Origin of the sequence: Streptomyces sp. NPDC058045, assembly GCF_042885635.1 — a bacterium.
In the GTDB taxonomy this organism is placed as follows: domain Bacteria; phylum Actinomycetota; class Actinomycetes; order Streptomycetales; family Streptomycetaceae; genus Streptomyces.
In genome coordinates this window covers 72,006-87,552 of sequence record NZ_JBHVRR010000003.1, presented here as the reverse complement: position 1 = coordinate 87,552, position 15,547 = coordinate 72,006, and the positions used below count along the sequence as shown (strand labels likewise).

Sequence of the window (15,547 nt, the reverse complement as noted above, 5' to 3'; positions counted from 1 at the left end):
TCGTAGCCACACCACGGGACCGGGCGCCAGAGGCCCCGGACAGGAGAGGCAGAACCCCATGACCGAGACCCAACTGACCTGGTCCGAGGCCGAGTCGGCGCGCTATCGCGCCGCCGGCCACTGGGAGGGGGTGACCTTCGGCACCCGGCTGCGGCAGGCCGCGGCCCGGCACGGCGGACGCCCCGCCCTGGTCGACGGGGAGCGGCGGTGGAGCTACGCCGAGTTGGACGCCGAGGCCGACCGGGTCGCCCGCGGACTGCGGGGGCTGGGCATCCGGCGGGGCGACCGGGTCGTGGTCCAACTCCCCAACTGCGCCGAGTTCCTGCTCGTCTGGTTCGGGCTCCAGCGGCTCGGTGCCGTTCCGGTGCACGCCATGCCCGGCCACCGGCGCCGGGAGATCGGCCACCTGGTGCGCGTCGCGGAAGCCGTGGCCTGTGTGGTGCCCGACCGGTACGCCCGGTTCGACCACCGCGGACTGCTGCGGGAGATACGGGCGGAGCAGGGGCCGCAGGGACCGCTGCGGCATGTCGTGGTGGTCGGGGACCCGGGCACCGACGACGGTTTCGTCTCCTTCGAGTCGCTGCGCGCGCACCCGTCCCCGGGCCCCGACACCGACGACGGAGGGGCCGCCCCCGGGGACACCGCCCTGCTCCTGCTGTCCGGCGGCACCACGGGGCTGCCCAAGCTCATCCCGCGGACCCATGACGACTACGCCTACAACGCCCGTGCCTGCGCCGGGATCTGCGCGCTCGACCTGTCGACCGTCTATCTGGCGGTCCTGCCCATCGGCTTCAACTTCACCTTCGCCTGCCCCGGTGTGCTCGGCACCCTCCTGGCCGGCGGCACCGTCGTCATCGCCCAGGACCCCAGCCCGCAGACGGCGTTCGACCTGGTCCAGCGGGAGGGGGTGACCCTGACCTCGCTGACCCCGCCGCTCGTCCCGCACTGGATGGACGAGGCCGGGTCCGGCGGCTGGGACCTGGGCAGCCTCGCGGTGGTGCAGGTCGGCGGGGCGCGGCTGCCGGAGGAGCAGGCGCGCAGGCTGGGACCGGCGCTCGGGGTGACCGTGCAGCAGGTCTTCGGTATGGCGGAGGGCCTGATCAACCTCACCCGCCTCGACGACCCCGAGGACCTGATCTGCGCCACCCAGGGCCGGCCCGCCTCCCCGGACGACGAGGTGCTGGTGGTGGACGCCGACGGCAGGCCCGTGCCGGACGGGACGCCGGGCGAACTGCTCACCCGGGGCCCGTACACGCTGCGCGGCTACTACCGGGCCGAGGAGTACAACCGCACGGCGTTCACGCCCGGCGGCCACTACCGGTCCGGGGATGTGGTGCGGCGCCTGCCGACCGGGCATCTGGTGGTGGTGGGGCGGATCAAGGACCAGATCAACCGCGGCGGGGAGAAGATCGCCGCGGCCGAGGTGGAGGAGCAGTTGCTGACCCACCCGGCCGTGACCGCGGCGGCGCTGGCGGGGATCGCGGACGAACGCTGGGGGGAGCGGACCGTCGCCTTCGTCGTCTGCGCCGGACCGGCCCCCGGCGTGCGGGAGATCGCCGCCCATCTCCGGGAACGCGGGCTGGCCGACTACAAGACGCCGGACGAGGTCGTCCCGGTGCCCGCGCTGCCGCTGACCGCGGTCGGCAAGGTCGACAAGGCGGCGCTGGCCGAGGAGTTGCCGCGTCCGTGAGGTGTGCGCGGAGCACCCGGGATGCCGGGTGCCCCTCCGCGCCGACCGTAGGAGCCTCGCCGGTGAGCCCCGTAAGCCCCGCAAGACCCGTAAGCACGGCGCCATCGGCCGCTACCTCGGTACCGGGTCGTCGGCCCCGGCGAGCAGGGCGCGGGTGACGGGGTGTTCCGGGGCCACCAGTACGCGGTCGGCCGGGCCGGACTCCACCACCCGTCCCGCGTCGAGGACGACGACCCGGTCCGCGCGGCGGGCCGCGGCCGACAGGTCGTGCGTCACCGTCACCACCGTCAGTCCCAGGGTCCGCCGCAGCGAGTCCAGCAGGTCCAGGACGCCGCTCGCGGTGTCCGGGTCCAGTGCGGAGGTGATCTCGTCGCAGACCAGGACGCGGGGCTCGGCGGCCAACGTCCGTGCCAGGGCGACCCGTTGACGCTGGCCGCCGGACAACTCGCCCGGCCGGCGCCCCAGTACGGCCGCGTCCAGACCGACCAGGCCGAGCAGTCGTAGGGCTTCGGCGGCGGCCTCTTCGGGGGACGTGCCGCCCACACCCCGGAGGGGGCGGGTGAGGGCGCCGCGCACCGTCTCCCGGGGGTTGAGGGCGCCGCGGGCGTCCTGTGCCACGAGTTGCACCGGAGCGGCGCGCCCCGAATCCGTACCGTCCCCGAGCCACTCCGCACTCCCCCGCGCCGATGGGTGCAGGCCCGCGAGGCAGCGGGCGAGGGTGGTCTTCCCCGATCCCGAGGGGCCCACGACGGCGGTGCAGGATCCGGCCGGGACGGTGAGGGAGACCTCGCTCAGCACGGGGGCCCGGCCGTGGGCGGCGTTCAGCCCGCGCACCGCCAGCCCACCGGCGGCATCCCGGGCGCGCCCCGAACTCTCCTCGTCAGGCGGGGAGTTGAGGGACGGCCGGGCGGGCGGTGGTGCCAGGGGGGTCCCGGGCGGGAGGACTCGGCCGCCCTCCATCCGGATCACCTCGTCCGACACCGAGGTGATCCACGCCGGGTCATGGCTGACCAGCAGGGCGGCCCGGTCCCCGGTGGACAGGACCTCGGCCAGCAGGCCGCGCATCCCGTCCGCGAGCACCGGGTCGAGTCCGCTGGTGGGTTCGTCGAGGACCAGCAGGGCGGGCGTACCCGCCAACGCCACGGCGAGGGACACCCGTTGGGCCTGCCCGCCGGAGATCTGCCGCGGCAGCCGCCGCCGGAACGCCCGATCGTCCGGCAGCCGTACCGAACGCAGCAACTCCCCTACCCGCGCCCGGACTTCGCCGGTGCTCCGGGCAGAGGTGCGCAGCCGTACCGCCTCGGCGATCTGGGTGCCGATCCGCAGGGCCGGGTTGAGCGAGGAGGCCGGGTCCTGCCCGAGGAACGACACCAGGCGCCCCCGCAGCCGGCGGGCGTCCGCGCGGTCGAAGGGGTCCCGGCCGTCCACCCGTACCGTGCCGCCGCGCAGTTCCAGGCCGGGGCGGACATGCCCCAGCAGGCTGTACGCCAGACTGCTCTTGCCGGAACCGGACCGGCCCACGACGCCCAGCACCCGCCCGCGCCGCACCGACACCTCGGCCTCGCGCAGCACGGGCGGGCCGCCGGACACCGGGCCGAGCGTCAGTCCCCGGACCTCGGCGAGCGGGACCGCCTCGGATGTACGGCCGGTCATACGGCGCCCCTCCCCGCGGTGTCGGCGAGCCGTCCGGCGAGCAGGCCGACGCAGACGGACAGCAGGACCAGCAGCAGTGCCGGGGCGAGGAACGGCGCGGCGGACAGGGTCGCCCCGGGCACGTTCTCGCTCACCATCCGGCCCCAGTCGGGCGCCGCCCCGCCCGGCCCGAGGCCCAGGAAGCCCGCGGTCGCGGTGAGATGCAGGGAGGCGACCAGGCGCAACGCGGTGTCCATCAGGGCCGGTCCGGCGACATTGGGCAGCACATCGTGGCGGAGCACGGCCCGGCGGGTGTCGCCCCGGGCGAGCGCGGCCTCGACATACCCGCTGTCCAGGACGGTGTCCGCGGCGGCCCGCAGTACCCGGGTGGAAAAGGGGGCGGTGGCCAGGGCGACGGCGGCGACCAGGGCCGCGTGGCTGCCGGGGAAGCCGGCGGCCAGCACGAGGACGACGAGCAGCGCGGGGAGCACGGCGAGGGCGTCCACACAGCGGATCAGCAGATCACCGAGCCGCCGGGACACCATGGCCGCCAGGACTCCGGCGAGGGTCCCGACGGCTCCGGCCGCCGCGGTCCCCGCGAGTGCGGTGAGCACGATGGTGCGCCCGCCGCCGAGCACCCGGCTCAGCACATCGCGGCCCAGCACATCGGTGCCGAGGAGGAACTGCCCGTCCGGCTGCTGGAAGGGCGCCGCCAGCCGGACGGTGGGGCTGTGCGGGGCGAGCAGCGGGCCCAGCAGGGCGAGCAGCAGTACGCACAGGGCGCCCGCCCCGGTGAGCAGCGGCGGCCGGGGGCGTCTGCCGCGGGCGGGTCGCGCCGTGCGGGTCCGCCTGCGGGGCGGCGTCAGGACCGTCGTCATCGGCGGTGCTCCTTCCCGGCGCCCAGCAGACGCGCACAGATGTCGCCCAGCAGCAGCACCGCCAGCATCACCGCGACCAGAGCGGTGGCGATGCCCTGCACCATCGGTATGTCCCTTGCGGCGACGGCCAGTTGAAGCTCCCGGCCGATCCCCGGGTAGTCGAAGACGTTCTCCACCACCACCGCCGAGCCGACCAGCGCCCCGGTGGTCAGGGTGAGCGCCTGTACGGCCGGCCCGGCGGCGTTGGGCAGGATGTACCGCACCGCGAGCCGCACCCCGCGCACCCCGTTGAGGCGCGCCGCCTCGCAGTACGGGGTGGCCGCCACATCCGCCACGGAGACCCGCAGCAGCCGGGTGGCCACCGCGAGGGCGACCGTGCTGAGGGTGAGTACCGGCAGGACCAATGCGTGCGGCACGTCCAGCGGGGTCGCGCCGAGGGGGATGACCGCGACCCGTGGCAGCACCTCCAGCCACACCGCCAGTACCGCGACGAGCAGGGCGGCGACGACGAACTCCGGTACGGCGGCCAGCACTTGGGCGCCCGCCGAGACCAGCCGGTCGGCGGTGCCGCCGCGCAGCCCGGTCCACAGGCCGAGCAGCGCGGCGAGCGGCGCGGTGACCGCGAGCGTCAGTCCCGCGAGCAGCAGACTGTTCGGCAGCCGGGTGGCGAGCACACCGGTGACCGGCCGCTCCCCCACGAAGCCCCGCCCCAGATCCCCCCGGACCGCGTCCGCCGCCCAGTGGGCGTACCGTTCGGCGGCGGGCCGGTCCAGGCCCAGTTCGGTGCGGACGGCGGCGCGGCGGGCCTCGGAGGCGTCCACCCCGGCGACCGCGCTGACACCGTCGCCCGGCAGGACATCGGTGGCCGCGAAGACCGCCGCCGACAGCAGCACCAGCAGCACGGCCGCACCAGCGAGGCGGCGCAGGACGAAGACGGGCAGACTCACGCCAGCGACGCCCGGGAGAAACCCGGGAACTGCTCGAAGAGGTCCTCGCGGATGCCCTTGACGCCCTTGGCCTGCGCGTTCAGATTCGGCTTGAAGACCGGCAGCACCTGGTTGCCCTCCTCCCAGCGGGTCCGCTGCGCCCGGGTGCCCAGCTTCTTCGCCTGCTCCGGATCGGTCGCGGCGCGTGCCTTCGCCACCAGGGCGTCCGTGCCGGGCTCCTTCCATCCGAACGACGCCGGCGACCCGCCCGCCGTACTCATCTGGTACGTCGACAGCGCCGGGATGGGCATCTGGTACGAACCGGCCAGCGGTAGCGCGGTGTACGCGGGGAAGTCCGCGTAGAGCTGGCCGGCGGGCAGTTCGCGGACCGTGGCGCGGACTCCGACCTGCTTCAGGTCCTCGGCGAAGAGCGCGGCCATCTCCACCATGCCCGGTGTCTCGGGGCCGGTGGTCAGCCGGACCTTCATCCCGTCGGCACCGGCCTTCTTGAGGAGTGCCCGCGCCCGCTCCGGGTCGTGCCTCCGCTGCGGCAGGCCCTCCGCGTAGTCGGGGAAGCCGATGCCCGGCAGGTCGTTGCCGGCCTGGGCGTTGCCGTAGAACACCGTCTTCACCATGGCCTCCCGGTCGACGGCGAGCTTGAACGCCTCCCGCACCCGCGGATCGTCGAAGGGCTCGGCCGTCATGTTCATCTGGAACGAGAGGCCGACCAGGTACGGGCTCTCGGTGGGGGCCAGTTCGACCTTCCTCTGGTCCGCGAGGGTGCGCGCGGTGACGGGTGAGAGGTCGTGGGCGAAGTCCACCTCGCCGCTGGTGAGCGCACCGGCCCTGGCGGTCGAGTCGGCGATCGACCGCAGTTCGAGACCGTCGAGGTGGGGCACATGGCCGTAGTGGTCGTCATAGCGCTCGAACGCGGAGCCCTGGCCCGCGGTGAACCCGGTCAGCCGGAACGGGCCGCAACTGGGCATCCCCTCGCGGAAGTTCCTGGTGCCTTCCTTGACGATGAGGAAGTTGCCCTGGCAGAGGATCATGCGGCCGTCTGCGATGGGGCGGCGGGTCGGCAGGACGACCTTGAGGTCCCCGTCGGCCCTGGCCCGCGCCAGGTCGAAGTTGGCGGCGGCGAGCTGGTACACGGGCAGTTTGCTCTTGGCCGCGAGGGCGCTCAGGGAGTGCAGGATGTCCGCGGAGGTCAGCTTGGAGCCGTCGGTGAAGCGGACATCGGGGCGCACATGGAGGGTGTACGTCGAGAGGTCGTCGGATATGTCGATGCCCTTGAGGACCCCGTAGCGCACCCCGTCGGGCCCGTCCGGGTCGAGGTTGCCCAGGGTGCCGTGCCAGGCCCGGGCCCGGACCAGGTCCAGCGCGGAGGGGCCGTTGAAGAAGTCCAGCGTCTCGGAGGCGCCCCCACCGACGAAGGCGCCGCGGAGGGTGCCGCCCGAGCGGGGCGAGCCCTCCTTCCGACCGGAGGCGGGTTCGTCCGTGGAGCACGCGGCCAGCAGGCCGGGGCCCAGGGCCAGGGCCGTGGCTCCCACCGCACCGCGGCGGAGGAGGGAACGGCGGTCGATCTGTCCGGACATGGTTCTCCTTGACGTGTCACTGAGCTGAACCGCGCGCCGGGTCAACTCCGCGGCACACGGGATGCGTTGGGCCGGCCGGCGGGTCGGCGCGGGCGGCGGTCGGCGGGCTACCGCAGGCCGAGGGCACCGGACGGACACGCCCGGACCGCCAGCCGCACCGCGGCCGCCCGGGACTCCGGCGGGCTCCCGTCGAGGACGAGTACGAGTCCCTCCTCCTCGTCCTGGTCGAAGACACCGGGCGCGGCGAGCACGCACTGGCCCGCCCCCACGCACCGGTCCCGGTCCGCGCTGATCCCCCCGCCTCCGGACCCCCGGTCCGCCAAAGCCATCAGGCCCCCTCCCCTACCGCCGCACACTCGGCTTTCGACGTGGCAGGTCAGACAGTAGTCGATAATGACATCCATATTCAATAAGACTCATGCGTCCCCACCGAACGTCCCCGCCGCGGGTCCGGAGGACGTTTGCGGGGTCCCGGGTCACCCGGCCCCGGGGCGGTCCTCGTCGTCGTCCGGTGCCGGTTCGTCGTGGGCGCGGGAGGGGTCCGGGATGCGGTCCACCACCCGCGGCGAGCACCCCGGCGACCTCGGCGGCGCCGAAGCCGAGCGGTTCGAGGTGCCCGCGCCGCCGCGACAGCCTCAGCCGGTACGGGCACTGCCCGCGCACTGCCCCGCGGCATCCAAGTCAGCGCCGGGGGCGGCTACTTGACAGGGGCGATCTCGGGGTGCGCGGGGCGTGTGCACGATGCGGGGGCGGGGCGGCGGGCTCCGGGAACGGTGTCTGTGTGGGTTTTATCGGCTTTCCATGGTGGAGCTGAATTCTTTATGTGTGGGACGCCGCGAGGGCGGCACGGATGAACCGCCCCCGGGATGAGAATGACCCGGTCCGGATCGGTGGCCGGAAAAGCCTCGGCCTCCGGTAACTCCTCATGTCACGGCCTCAGTTGACGCTGGTCACAGCGATCAGGACAGGGAATTCGGTAATCCGTGGGCGCACCGTGGGACCGCCTCGAATGGCATCGCCCGGCGGGCACTTCCACCCGAGTGGCGGCGATGGGAATGCGGTCCCCGAAGAAAAGCCCTCGGATTTCCGGGACCCGTGTGCCGTGGCGGAGGGCCCCGGCGGCCTCCGTGCACACCCACGCACGACCAGCCCGCTCTCGGTCCAACTCGCCCTCCCCGTACCGGTGTTGGGTGCCAGGTACGCTCCGCCACCCGCAGCTCACGGGACGTCAGAAACGAGGTAACGTCTCGCCGGTGCGCCGCTTCCCCAGTACCGCGGAGCCGGTGCCGAAGCCGTGGCAGCCGGTCCACGCTTCTCTGCTTGACCACCACCGAACGTCCGAGGACCCATGACTCCCCAAGACCGCACAGCCCGCCGAACGGCGGGCCGCACCATGACGGTGCGGACCCGCCTCTTCGTGCTGGCGTTCGTCGCCATCGCCACCCTGCTCGGCCTGGTGGTCACCAACGCCGTACCGGCGTGGCATCGGCAGCAGGCCCTGCGCAACGACGCCACCACCGGTCGGCTCGGCGGCGAGGCCTCGCTGCCGCTGTTCGCGGGAACGCAGGCCGAGCGGAAGCTGACCGCGGTCTATCTGGCGCATCCCACGGCGGCGGCCAAGCGGGACCTGCGGCAGCAGCGGGCGAGGACCGACGCCGGGCTGGCCAGCTTCCGCAAGCTGTCCGGCACCGAGTTGCGGACCGACCAGCGGCACCGGTGGGAGTACGTGGAGGCGGTCTACCACCAGCTCGACCGCCTGCCCCGGGTCCGTCAGCAGGTCGACGCGCGCACCGGCGGCGCCGACGAGGCCACCGACTACTACACCGGCCTGGTCACCAGCATGATCGCCTTCTACCAGGCGCTCAGCGCGATGGACGACGGGCCGCTCACCCTGGAGACCCGGCCGCTGGTCGGCCTGTTCCACGCCTCGGACGCGCTGGCCCGGCAGGACATGCTCCTCACCCAGGCCCGCGCCTCCGGCTCGATGACCGCCGCCCACCGCGTCGCCTTCGCGGAGGCGTACGGCACCCAGCAGGTCATGTACGAGAAGTGGATCGCGCCCTACCTCCCGGCGTCGGAGAAGAAGCTGTACGGGCAGATCACGACCAGCAAGGAGTGGGGGCAGCTCCAGGCGGCGCAGCGGTCGGTGATCGCACCGCCCACCGACGACCTGGGCAAGCAGCAGATCGGCGACGAGGCGCTGCTCGCCAAGTGGGACGCGGCCTACGCCAAGTCCAGTGTCCGGTTCGCGGATCTGAACCTCCAGCGCACCCAGGGGCTGCTGGCGCACGGCATGGAGCGGGCGGACGAGATCCGCACCGGGGTGCTGGTGCAGGGTGCGGTGCTGCTGGCCGCGATCCTCGCCATCGCCGGGCTGATCGTGTGGCTGATCCGGTCGATCTCCGCGCGCCTGCGTGAGCTGCGCCGGCAGACGGAGGACGGGGCGCGGCGGCTGCCGCAGGTGGTGAGCCGGCTGCGCCGCGGCGAACTGATCGACGTGGAGGCGGAGTTCCCCGATCCGCCGCAGGCGGACGAGTTCGGCCATGTCGCCGCCGCCCTGGTCGAGGCGCAGCGCACCGCGGTCCGCCAGGCCGGCGCGCAGGCCGCCGACCGGCGGGGCATCGGGGCCTTCGTGGCGACGGCCACCGAGCGGACCCTCGGCCACATCAACCGCGGCCTCGGTTACCTGGACAAGGCGATGAACCGCCGGGAGGTCGACCCGGAGCTGCTGACGGACCTGATCCGGATCGACGGTTCGGTGGCCGCCGCCCGCCGCCACCAGGAGCACGTGGGCGTCCTCGCGGCCGGCACCGTCGACCAGCGCAATCTGTACACCGAGCCCAAGTCGCTGCTGGACCTGGCCAATGACGCGGCGGTGGAGACCGGGATGCCGGGGCGGGTCGAGAACCAGATCACCGACACCGCGTATGTGTCCCCGCAGCATGTGGCCGCCGTGGTGGCGGTGACCGCCGCCCTCCTCGACAACGGGCTCGGCAACTCCAACGCGCCCGTCGTGGTCCGCAGCCGGAAGGCGATGCACGGGGTGGCGCTGGAGGTCGAGGACGCCGGATTCGGGATGGACCCGGCGGAGATCGAAGCGGCCAACGAGGCGCTGACCCACCACGACCCGGCCACCTTCGAGGCGATGGCCAGCCGACGGGGACGCCTCGGGCTGTTCGTGGTGGCCCAGTTGGCCGGCCGCCACCACCTCAGCGTCTCCCTGCGTCCCTCTCCGTACCGCGGGATCACCGCGATCGTGATGATCGACGACGAGGCTCTGGTACGGGCGGACCAGATGTCGGCGCCCAAGCCGCAGCCGGCGGCGCGGGCGGCCCGGCCCATGGTGCCGGAGCAGTCGGCGCCGGTTGGCGCGGAGCCGGTGTCGCTGCCCCGGCGGCGCCAGCAGGCGAAGACCCCCGCCCACACCGGTCCCGCCCCCGCCCCCGCAAGCCCGGCCCCCACCGGCCCGGCCCCCGTGGATCCCGCCGCCGCGCACGCCGAGCGCCAGGCCCACCACCGGTCGGGGCACATGTTCCCGGCGGCCAGCGACCCCGACGCCGCTCCCCTGCCGCACCGCAGGCGGGGAGAGCACATCCCCGACGTCCTCCGCACCGGCGCCCGGCCCGACCAGCGGCCGGAATGGACCAGGTCCGACCCGGCGGAGGTCGACAGCACCTGGGCCGGCTTCCAGCACGGCACGCAGCAGGCAGACGAGCGGCAGCTCCCGAGTCAGTAAGGATCGAGCACCATCATGAACCCCGAAATCCAGAGCATCCTCGACGACCGGGTCGCGCAGATCCACCACGTCCTGGGAGCCGTCGTGGTCACGCAGGACGGTGTGTTCCGCTGTATGAGCGGCTGGAACCTGAGGGCCGATTCCGAGCAGGAGGCGGCGGAGGCCCGCCGCCAGCACGGCGAGCGCCTGGCCGCCATCGCGAGCGGCATGTCCAGCCTCGCGGTGCAGCAGGCCGGCTACCAGTCGGGGGGCCCGGTCCTGCGGACGGTGGTCGAGATGGAGTCCGGATGGTGCGTCACCAGCCGCGCCGGAAGCCACTGCGTCATCGCCCTCTACGCGACGAAGGAGGCCAACCTCGGCGCCCTCGGCTTCGAGGTGACCGAACTCGCCAACCAGCTCGGCGACATGCTCGACGTCGACCGCCGCGAGCTGGCCACTGCCCAGCAGAGCTGGCAGAACCGGTGACGAGCTCCCCCGGCGGCCGCCGGTCCCGCCCGTACGCGGGGACCGGCGGCCGCACCCGGGCGCCCAGCGCCGAGCTGACGTTCGCCACCCAGATCACCGTGTGCGGAACACCCGGCCGGCAGCCGCTGAGCGCGGCGCACCAGCGGTGTCTGCACCTGTGCTCCGAGGCTCCCCGCGCCGTCTCGGAGCTGGCGGGGCTCCTCGAACTGCCGGTGGGCGTCCTCACCGTCCTCGTCGCCGACCTTCAGCGCCTGGACCTGGTCACGGCCCGGGCGCCGGCGGACATGTCCCGCAACGACAACGTCTCCTTCGGCCTCATGGAGCGTGTGCTGAAGGGGCTGAAGGCCCAATACGAGAAGGAGACCCAGGGTGATCGGCGTGCCAACTGACCCCTCTCCCGCACCCGTCAAGGTCGTGATCGCCGGCGGCTTCGGCGTCGGCAAGACCACCTTCGTCGGTGCGGTGAGCGAGATCGAGCCGGTGAACACGGAAGCGGTGCTGACCTCCGCGAGCGTCGGCGTCGACAACACCGGTGGCGTGGAGGACAAGACGACCACCACGGTGGCCTTCGACTTCGGCCGGCGCACCGTCGAGGACGTCACGCTGTACGTCTTCGGCACGCCCGGCCAGGAGCGGTTCTGGTTCATGTGGGACGACATGATCCGCGGCGCGCTCGGCGCCATCATCCTGGCCGACACCCGGCGCCTGGAGGACTGCTTCGCCAGTATCGACTTCTTCGAGGACCGAGGGGCACCGTACATAGTCGCCGTCAACCGCTTCGACGGGGCGCCGTCCTACAGCAGCGACGATCTGCGGGCGGCGATCGACCTGCCGCCGCACATCCCGCTGCTGCAACTGGACGCCCGCGAATCCGGCTCCAGCACGCTCGCCCTGATCCAGCTCCTGCAGTACCGGCTCAGCCAGCCCGTCACCGCATAGGCCCGGAGGTTCCCATGCCAGCCATCGCACCTTCCAGCCCGATACCGCTCTTCGACGACCAGGTCCTCACCGACCCCTATCCGTCCTACCGCTCGCTGCGCGAACTGGGGCCGGCGGTGCGCCTGGAGGAGTACGGGGTGTGGGCGGTACCGCACCACGCCCAGCTCGCCGCGATCCTCAGAAACCCCGACCTCTACGGCTCCGAGGACGGTATAGCCCTCACCGATCTGGCCAATGAGCAACTGCTGGCCGGCACGGTGCTCGCCTCGGACGGCGCCCAGCACGTCAAGCTGCGCCGGGTGCTGTCCAAGCAGCTCGCCCCGCGTGCGATGAAGGGCCTGGCCGACCGCGTCACCGCACGCGCCGAGCGCCTGGTGCGGGCCCATGTCGAGTCCGGCCGGTTCGACGCCGTCGCCCTGTCCCAGCACATGGTGTGCGACACCGTCATGGAACTGATGGGCCTGCCGCAGGCGGACCGCGAACTGCTGCTGGACGGCGCCGCCGCCACGTTCAACGTCTTCGGCCCCGACAACTCCCGCTACCAGCAGGCCCTTCCGCTGGCCTCCCGCATGGTGGAACTCCTCCACGAGACGCTGACCCGTGAGGCCGTGGACCGCGACTCGTGGATGGGCGCCATCTTCGAGGCCGTCGACGCCGGGCAGATCGAGGAGAGCGACGCCATCCCCCTCGCCTCCGCGTACACGGCCGCGGGGATCGACACCACCGTCCTCGGTCTCGCCGACTGCCTGGTGCAGCTCTCCCGGCACCCGGAGCAGTGGCAGACCCTGCGCGGCGACCCCGAGCGCTGGGCCACGCCCGCCTTCCATGAGGCGCTGCGCCTCGAAGCCCCCATCCAGGCCTTCGGCCGCCTGACCACCGGCCCGACGGACATCACCGGTGTGCACCTGGAAAAGGGCGAGCAGCTCTGGCTGCTGTACGGCTCGGCCGGGCGGGACGAGGCGCAGTGGGGGCCGGAGGCCGACACCTTCGACATCCGGCGCCCCGGCAACGACCAGCACCTCGCCTTCGGCGGCGGCCCCCATCTGTGCGCGGGCATCCCCCTCGCCGAACTCCAGGTCCGCGCCGTGCTGCACGCCCTGGCCACCCACTGCACGACCCTCACTCCCGACGGCGACCCGACCCGCGTCCTCAACCACCTCCTCCGCGGCTACAGCAGCGCCCCCCTCACCGCCGAACTCGCCCCGGCCGCACCGGAGTCGGGCGCCTGACCTGTACGGGGACAGCGCCGACGCGCGCGTACGGAACCCGGTGTGCCAATCCGGGTTCCGTACCGCGCCGTCCGTCGGGCCGCCGGGGGGCGAGACCCTCACGGGAGGCGGTGTCCCGACTGCCCGCGAGTACGGCGCCCCCGGCCGTTCCGGTGGCCGCGCCCCGAGCGGTGCCCGGCTTCGCGGAGGTGTGGCCCGCGGACGCCGGCACCTTCGACGCCCCCGACGACGGAGCCCTTCTCAGCGCCACCTGGGCCGACCCCGGGGCGCCGACCAAGCTGCTCGCCCTGGACATCCGGTTGCCCGACCGGCCGGGGCGCGTGTTCCGTGTGGTGAAGGGCTGGACGTACGACCTGGAGCGGGAAGCGCAGTGCGCCGCGGAGGAACACGAGCCGGGCGGCGGCGCCCCGTATCCCGGCCGCGTCTTCCTCGCCTGGGACGGTGCCCGCCTCGTACCGCACCCGGAACGGGAGGACGCCGCGCGTACCGGGGTCCTCACCACCGCGATGCACGCCGTGGTCCTGACCACGCTGTGCCATGACGGTGACGCCGGGTTCACCGGGGAGCGCCTCGCCGGGGAGCTGGGCGAGCGCGGGCTCATCGGCTGGCGCGGGATGCGGACGGCGGTGCGCGGGCTGGTCGGCACCTTCGAAGCGAGCCCCGCGCGCATGGTGCGGGTCCTGGAGAAGCGCCCCCGGACACTGCCGGTGCTGTGGCCCGTCCTGGTCGACTCGATCACCGTCGCCGGTGCCGCCGGCACACTGCCGCGGTGGCTGAACCGGGTGCTCGACCTCGCGGTGCTCTACGCACCGCACCTCGCGGAGGCCGAGCGGCGCGGGTGGATCCCCGCCGGGGCGGCCGCGTTCCCCGGGCTGGAGCGCATCGCCGGGCGGAAGGGCCGATCGGCCGCCGTGACCAAGGCCCGCGCCCTGCTCGCCACGGTCCGCGGCAGCGCCCGCCGGTGACTGAGCCTCCGGCGGGCGCGGCCCGTGACGCCTATCCGGCGACCGCCTGCCGGGCGGCCGGGGCCGTGTCGGCACGGCCGTCGGTGCCGAGGGCTCGCAGGATGTCCTCCACGCTCTGCCTGGCGTCGCCGAAGAGCATGGTGCTGTTCTCCCGGAAGAACAGCGGATTCTGAACTCCCGCGTAGCCGGAGGCCATTGAGCGCTTGAAGACGATGACCTGCTCCGCCTCCCACACTCGCAGTACGGGCATCCCGGCGATGGGGCTGGCGGGGTCCTCCTCCGCGGCGGGGTTGACGGTGTCGTTGGCGCCGATGACCAGCACCACCGAGGTACCGGCGAAGTCGTCGTTGATCTCGTCCATCTCCAGGACGATGTCGTAGGGCACCTTCGCCTCCGCCAGCAGCACGTTCATATGGCCCGGCAGGCGCCCGGCGACGGGGTGGACGCCGAAGCGGACCTCGACGCCCCGCTCACGCAGCCGCCGGGTCAGTTCCGCGACCGGGTGCTGAGCCTGGGCGACGGCCATGCCGTAGCCGGGCGTGATGATCACCGAGCGGGCCCCGGCGAGCGTCTCGGCCGCCTCCGCGGCGCGCACCTCCCGGTGCTCGCCCTGCTCCTCCCCGCCGGCCGCCGGCGCCTCGATACCGAAACCGCCCGCGATGACGGAGACGAAGGAGCGGTTCATCGCCTTGCACATGATGTACGAGAGGTAGGCACCCGAGGAACCGACCAGTGCGCCGGTGACGATGAGAAGATTGTTGTCGAGCAGGAATCCGGCGGCGGCCGCGGCCCAGCCCGAGTAGCTGTTCAGCATGGAGACCACGACGGGCATGTCACCGCCGCCGATCGAGGCGACCAGATGCCAGCCCAGGGCCAGCGCCAGTACGGTCACCGCGATCATCAGCGGCAGGCTGGGGCTGAGGGTGAACCAGACGGTGAGCGCGACGAAGACACCGAGCGCGCCGAGGTTCAGCGCGTTCTTGCCGGGCAGCATCAGCGGACTCGACCGGATGCGCGCCGACAGCTTGAGGAACGCGACGATGGAACCGGTGAAGGTGACCGCGCCGATGAAGATGCCGATGAACACCTCGGCGTGGTGGATGCCCAGCAGTCCGGCGCCGATATGGGTCTGCGCCGTGCCGTGCGCCTCCACCTCCAGGTAGCCGTTCCAGCCGACCAGGACCGCGGCGAGGCCGACGAAGCTGTGCAGTACCGCGATCAGTTCGGGCATCTGCGTCATCTCGACCTGCCGCGCCCGCAGCAGGCCGAGTACCGCCCCGAGCACCATGGCCAGCAGGATCAGGGCCACCGCACCGGCGCTGACGCTCCGTGCCGCGACCACGATGGTGGCGATCAGTGCGAGGGCCATGCCCGCGATGCCGTAGACGACTCCGGCGCGGGAGGTGCGGTGCTGGGAGAGGCCGGCCAGGCTCAGGATGAAGAGCAGGGCGGCGACGAGGTCGGCCGCGTGAGAGGCCGTCAGGGAGGTCAT

14 protein-coding genes are annotated in these 15,547 nt (G+C 73.2%); 8 read left to right on the top strand and 6 right to left on the bottom strand.

Going from position 1 to position 15,547, the window contains the following annotated elements; all coding sequences use genetic code 11:
- Nucleotides 1–58 precede the first annotated feature (58 nt).
- Nucleotides 59–1,690, top strand: coding sequence for a (2,3-dihydroxybenzoyl)adenylate synthase (locus tag ACFVST_RS03315; protein WP_390146378.1), 1,632 nt, complete (start codon nt 59–61; stop codon nt 1,688–1,690).
- Between the two features lie 111 nt (nt 1,691–1,801).
- Here ACFVST_RS03315 and ACFVST_RS03310 read toward each other — a convergent pair whose 3' ends face one another.
- From ACFVST_RS03310 to ACFVST_RS03290, 5 genes are all read right to left on the bottom strand, one after another.
- Nucleotides 1,802–3,343, bottom strand: a complete 1,542-nt coding sequence (locus tag ACFVST_RS03310) for an ABC transporter ATP-binding protein (RefSeq protein WP_390146376.1) — start codon at nt 3,341–3,343, stop codon at nt 1,802–1,804.
- Nucleotides 3,340–4,200: an ABC transporter permease subunit gene (locus ACFVST_RS03305; protein ID WP_390146374.1), complete on the bottom strand. Its 861-nt coding sequence runs from the start codon at nt 4,198–4,200 to the stop codon at nt 3,340–3,342. The genes ACFVST_RS03310 and ACFVST_RS03305 overlap by 4 nt, the downstream gene beginning before the upstream one ends.
- The gene (locus tag ACFVST_RS03300) at nt 4,197–5,147 is read right to left on the bottom strand and encodes an ABC transporter permease (protein WP_390146372.1); all 951 of its coding nucleotides are present in this window, start codon (nt 5,145–5,147) and stop codon (nt 4,197–4,199) included. The genes ACFVST_RS03305 and ACFVST_RS03300 overlap by 4 nt, the downstream gene beginning before the upstream one ends.
- Nucleotides 5,144–6,721, bottom strand: a complete 1,578-nt coding sequence (locus ACFVST_RS03295) for an ABC transporter substrate-binding protein (RefSeq protein ID WP_390146370.1) — start codon at nt 6,719–6,721, stop codon at nt 5,144–5,146. Before ACFVST_RS03295 ends, ACFVST_RS03300 begins: the two co-directional genes overlap by 4 nt.
- Nucleotides 6,722–6,828: 107 nt before the next feature.
- Entirely contained in the window at nt 6,829–7,050 is a 222-nt protein-coding gene (locus ACFVST_RS03290) for a ferredoxin (RefSeq protein ID WP_390146368.1), read from the bottom strand.
- 217 nt (nt 7,051–7,267) lie between these two features.
- Between ACFVST_RS03290 and ACFVST_RS03285 the strand changes: the two genes are divergently transcribed.
- From ACFVST_RS03285 to ACFVST_RS03255, 7 genes are all read left to right on the top strand, one after another.
- Nucleotides 7,268–7,426 carry a hypothetical protein gene (locus tag ACFVST_RS03285; RefSeq protein ID WP_390146366.1) on the top strand — a complete coding sequence of 53 codons (159 nt, stop codon included), beginning with the start codon at nt 7,268–7,270 and terminating at the stop codon, nt 7,424–7,426.
- A 643-nt stretch (nt 7,427–8,069) separates the two neighbouring features.
- Complete coding sequence (locus tag ACFVST_RS03280; RefSeq protein ID WP_390146364.1) at nt 8,070–10,457, top strand: nitrate- and nitrite sensing domain-containing protein; 2,388 nt, start codon at nt 8,070–8,072, stop codon at nt 10,455–10,457.
- A 15-nt stretch (nt 10,458–10,472) separates the two neighbouring features.
- The gene (locus ACFVST_RS03275) at nt 10,473–10,922 is read left to right on the top strand and encodes a roadblock/LC7 domain-containing protein (protein ID WP_390146363.1); all 450 of its coding nucleotides are present in this window, start codon (nt 10,473–10,475) and stop codon (nt 10,920–10,922) included.
- A complete protein-coding gene (locus ACFVST_RS03270) occupies nt 10,919–11,311 on the top strand; it encodes a DUF742 domain-containing protein (RefSeq protein ID WP_390146361.1) in 393 nt (130 codons plus the stop codon). The genes ACFVST_RS03275 and ACFVST_RS03270 overlap by 4 nt, the downstream gene beginning before the upstream one ends.
- Nucleotides 11,301–11,861: an ATP/GTP-binding protein gene (locus ACFVST_RS03265; RefSeq protein WP_390146360.1), complete on the top strand. Its 561-nt coding sequence runs from the start codon at nt 11,301–11,303 to the stop codon at nt 11,859–11,861. Before ACFVST_RS03270 ends, ACFVST_RS03265 begins: the two co-directional genes overlap by 11 nt.
- Before the next feature lie 14 nt (nt 11,862–11,875).
- Nucleotides 11,876–13,090, top strand: coding sequence for a cytochrome P450 (locus tag ACFVST_RS03260; RefSeq protein WP_390146358.1), 1,215 nt, complete (start codon nt 11,876–11,878; stop codon nt 13,088–13,090).
- Between the two features lie 110 nt (nt 13,091–13,200).
- Nucleotides 13,201–14,055 (top strand): hypothetical protein, encoded by an 855-nt coding sequence (locus ACFVST_RS03255; RefSeq protein ID WP_390146356.1) that lies wholly within the window; start codon nt 13,201–13,203, stop codon nt 14,053–14,055.
- A gap of 31 nt (nt 14,056–14,086) precedes the next feature.
- Here the strand turns inward: ACFVST_RS03255 and pntB are convergent, their stop codons facing one another.
- On the bottom strand, nt 14,087–15,547 hold the full coding sequence (gene pntB, locus ACFVST_RS03250) for a Re/Si-specific NAD(P)(+) transhydrogenase subunit beta (protein WP_390146355.1): 1,461 nt from the start codon (nt 15,545–15,547) through the stop codon (nt 14,087–14,089).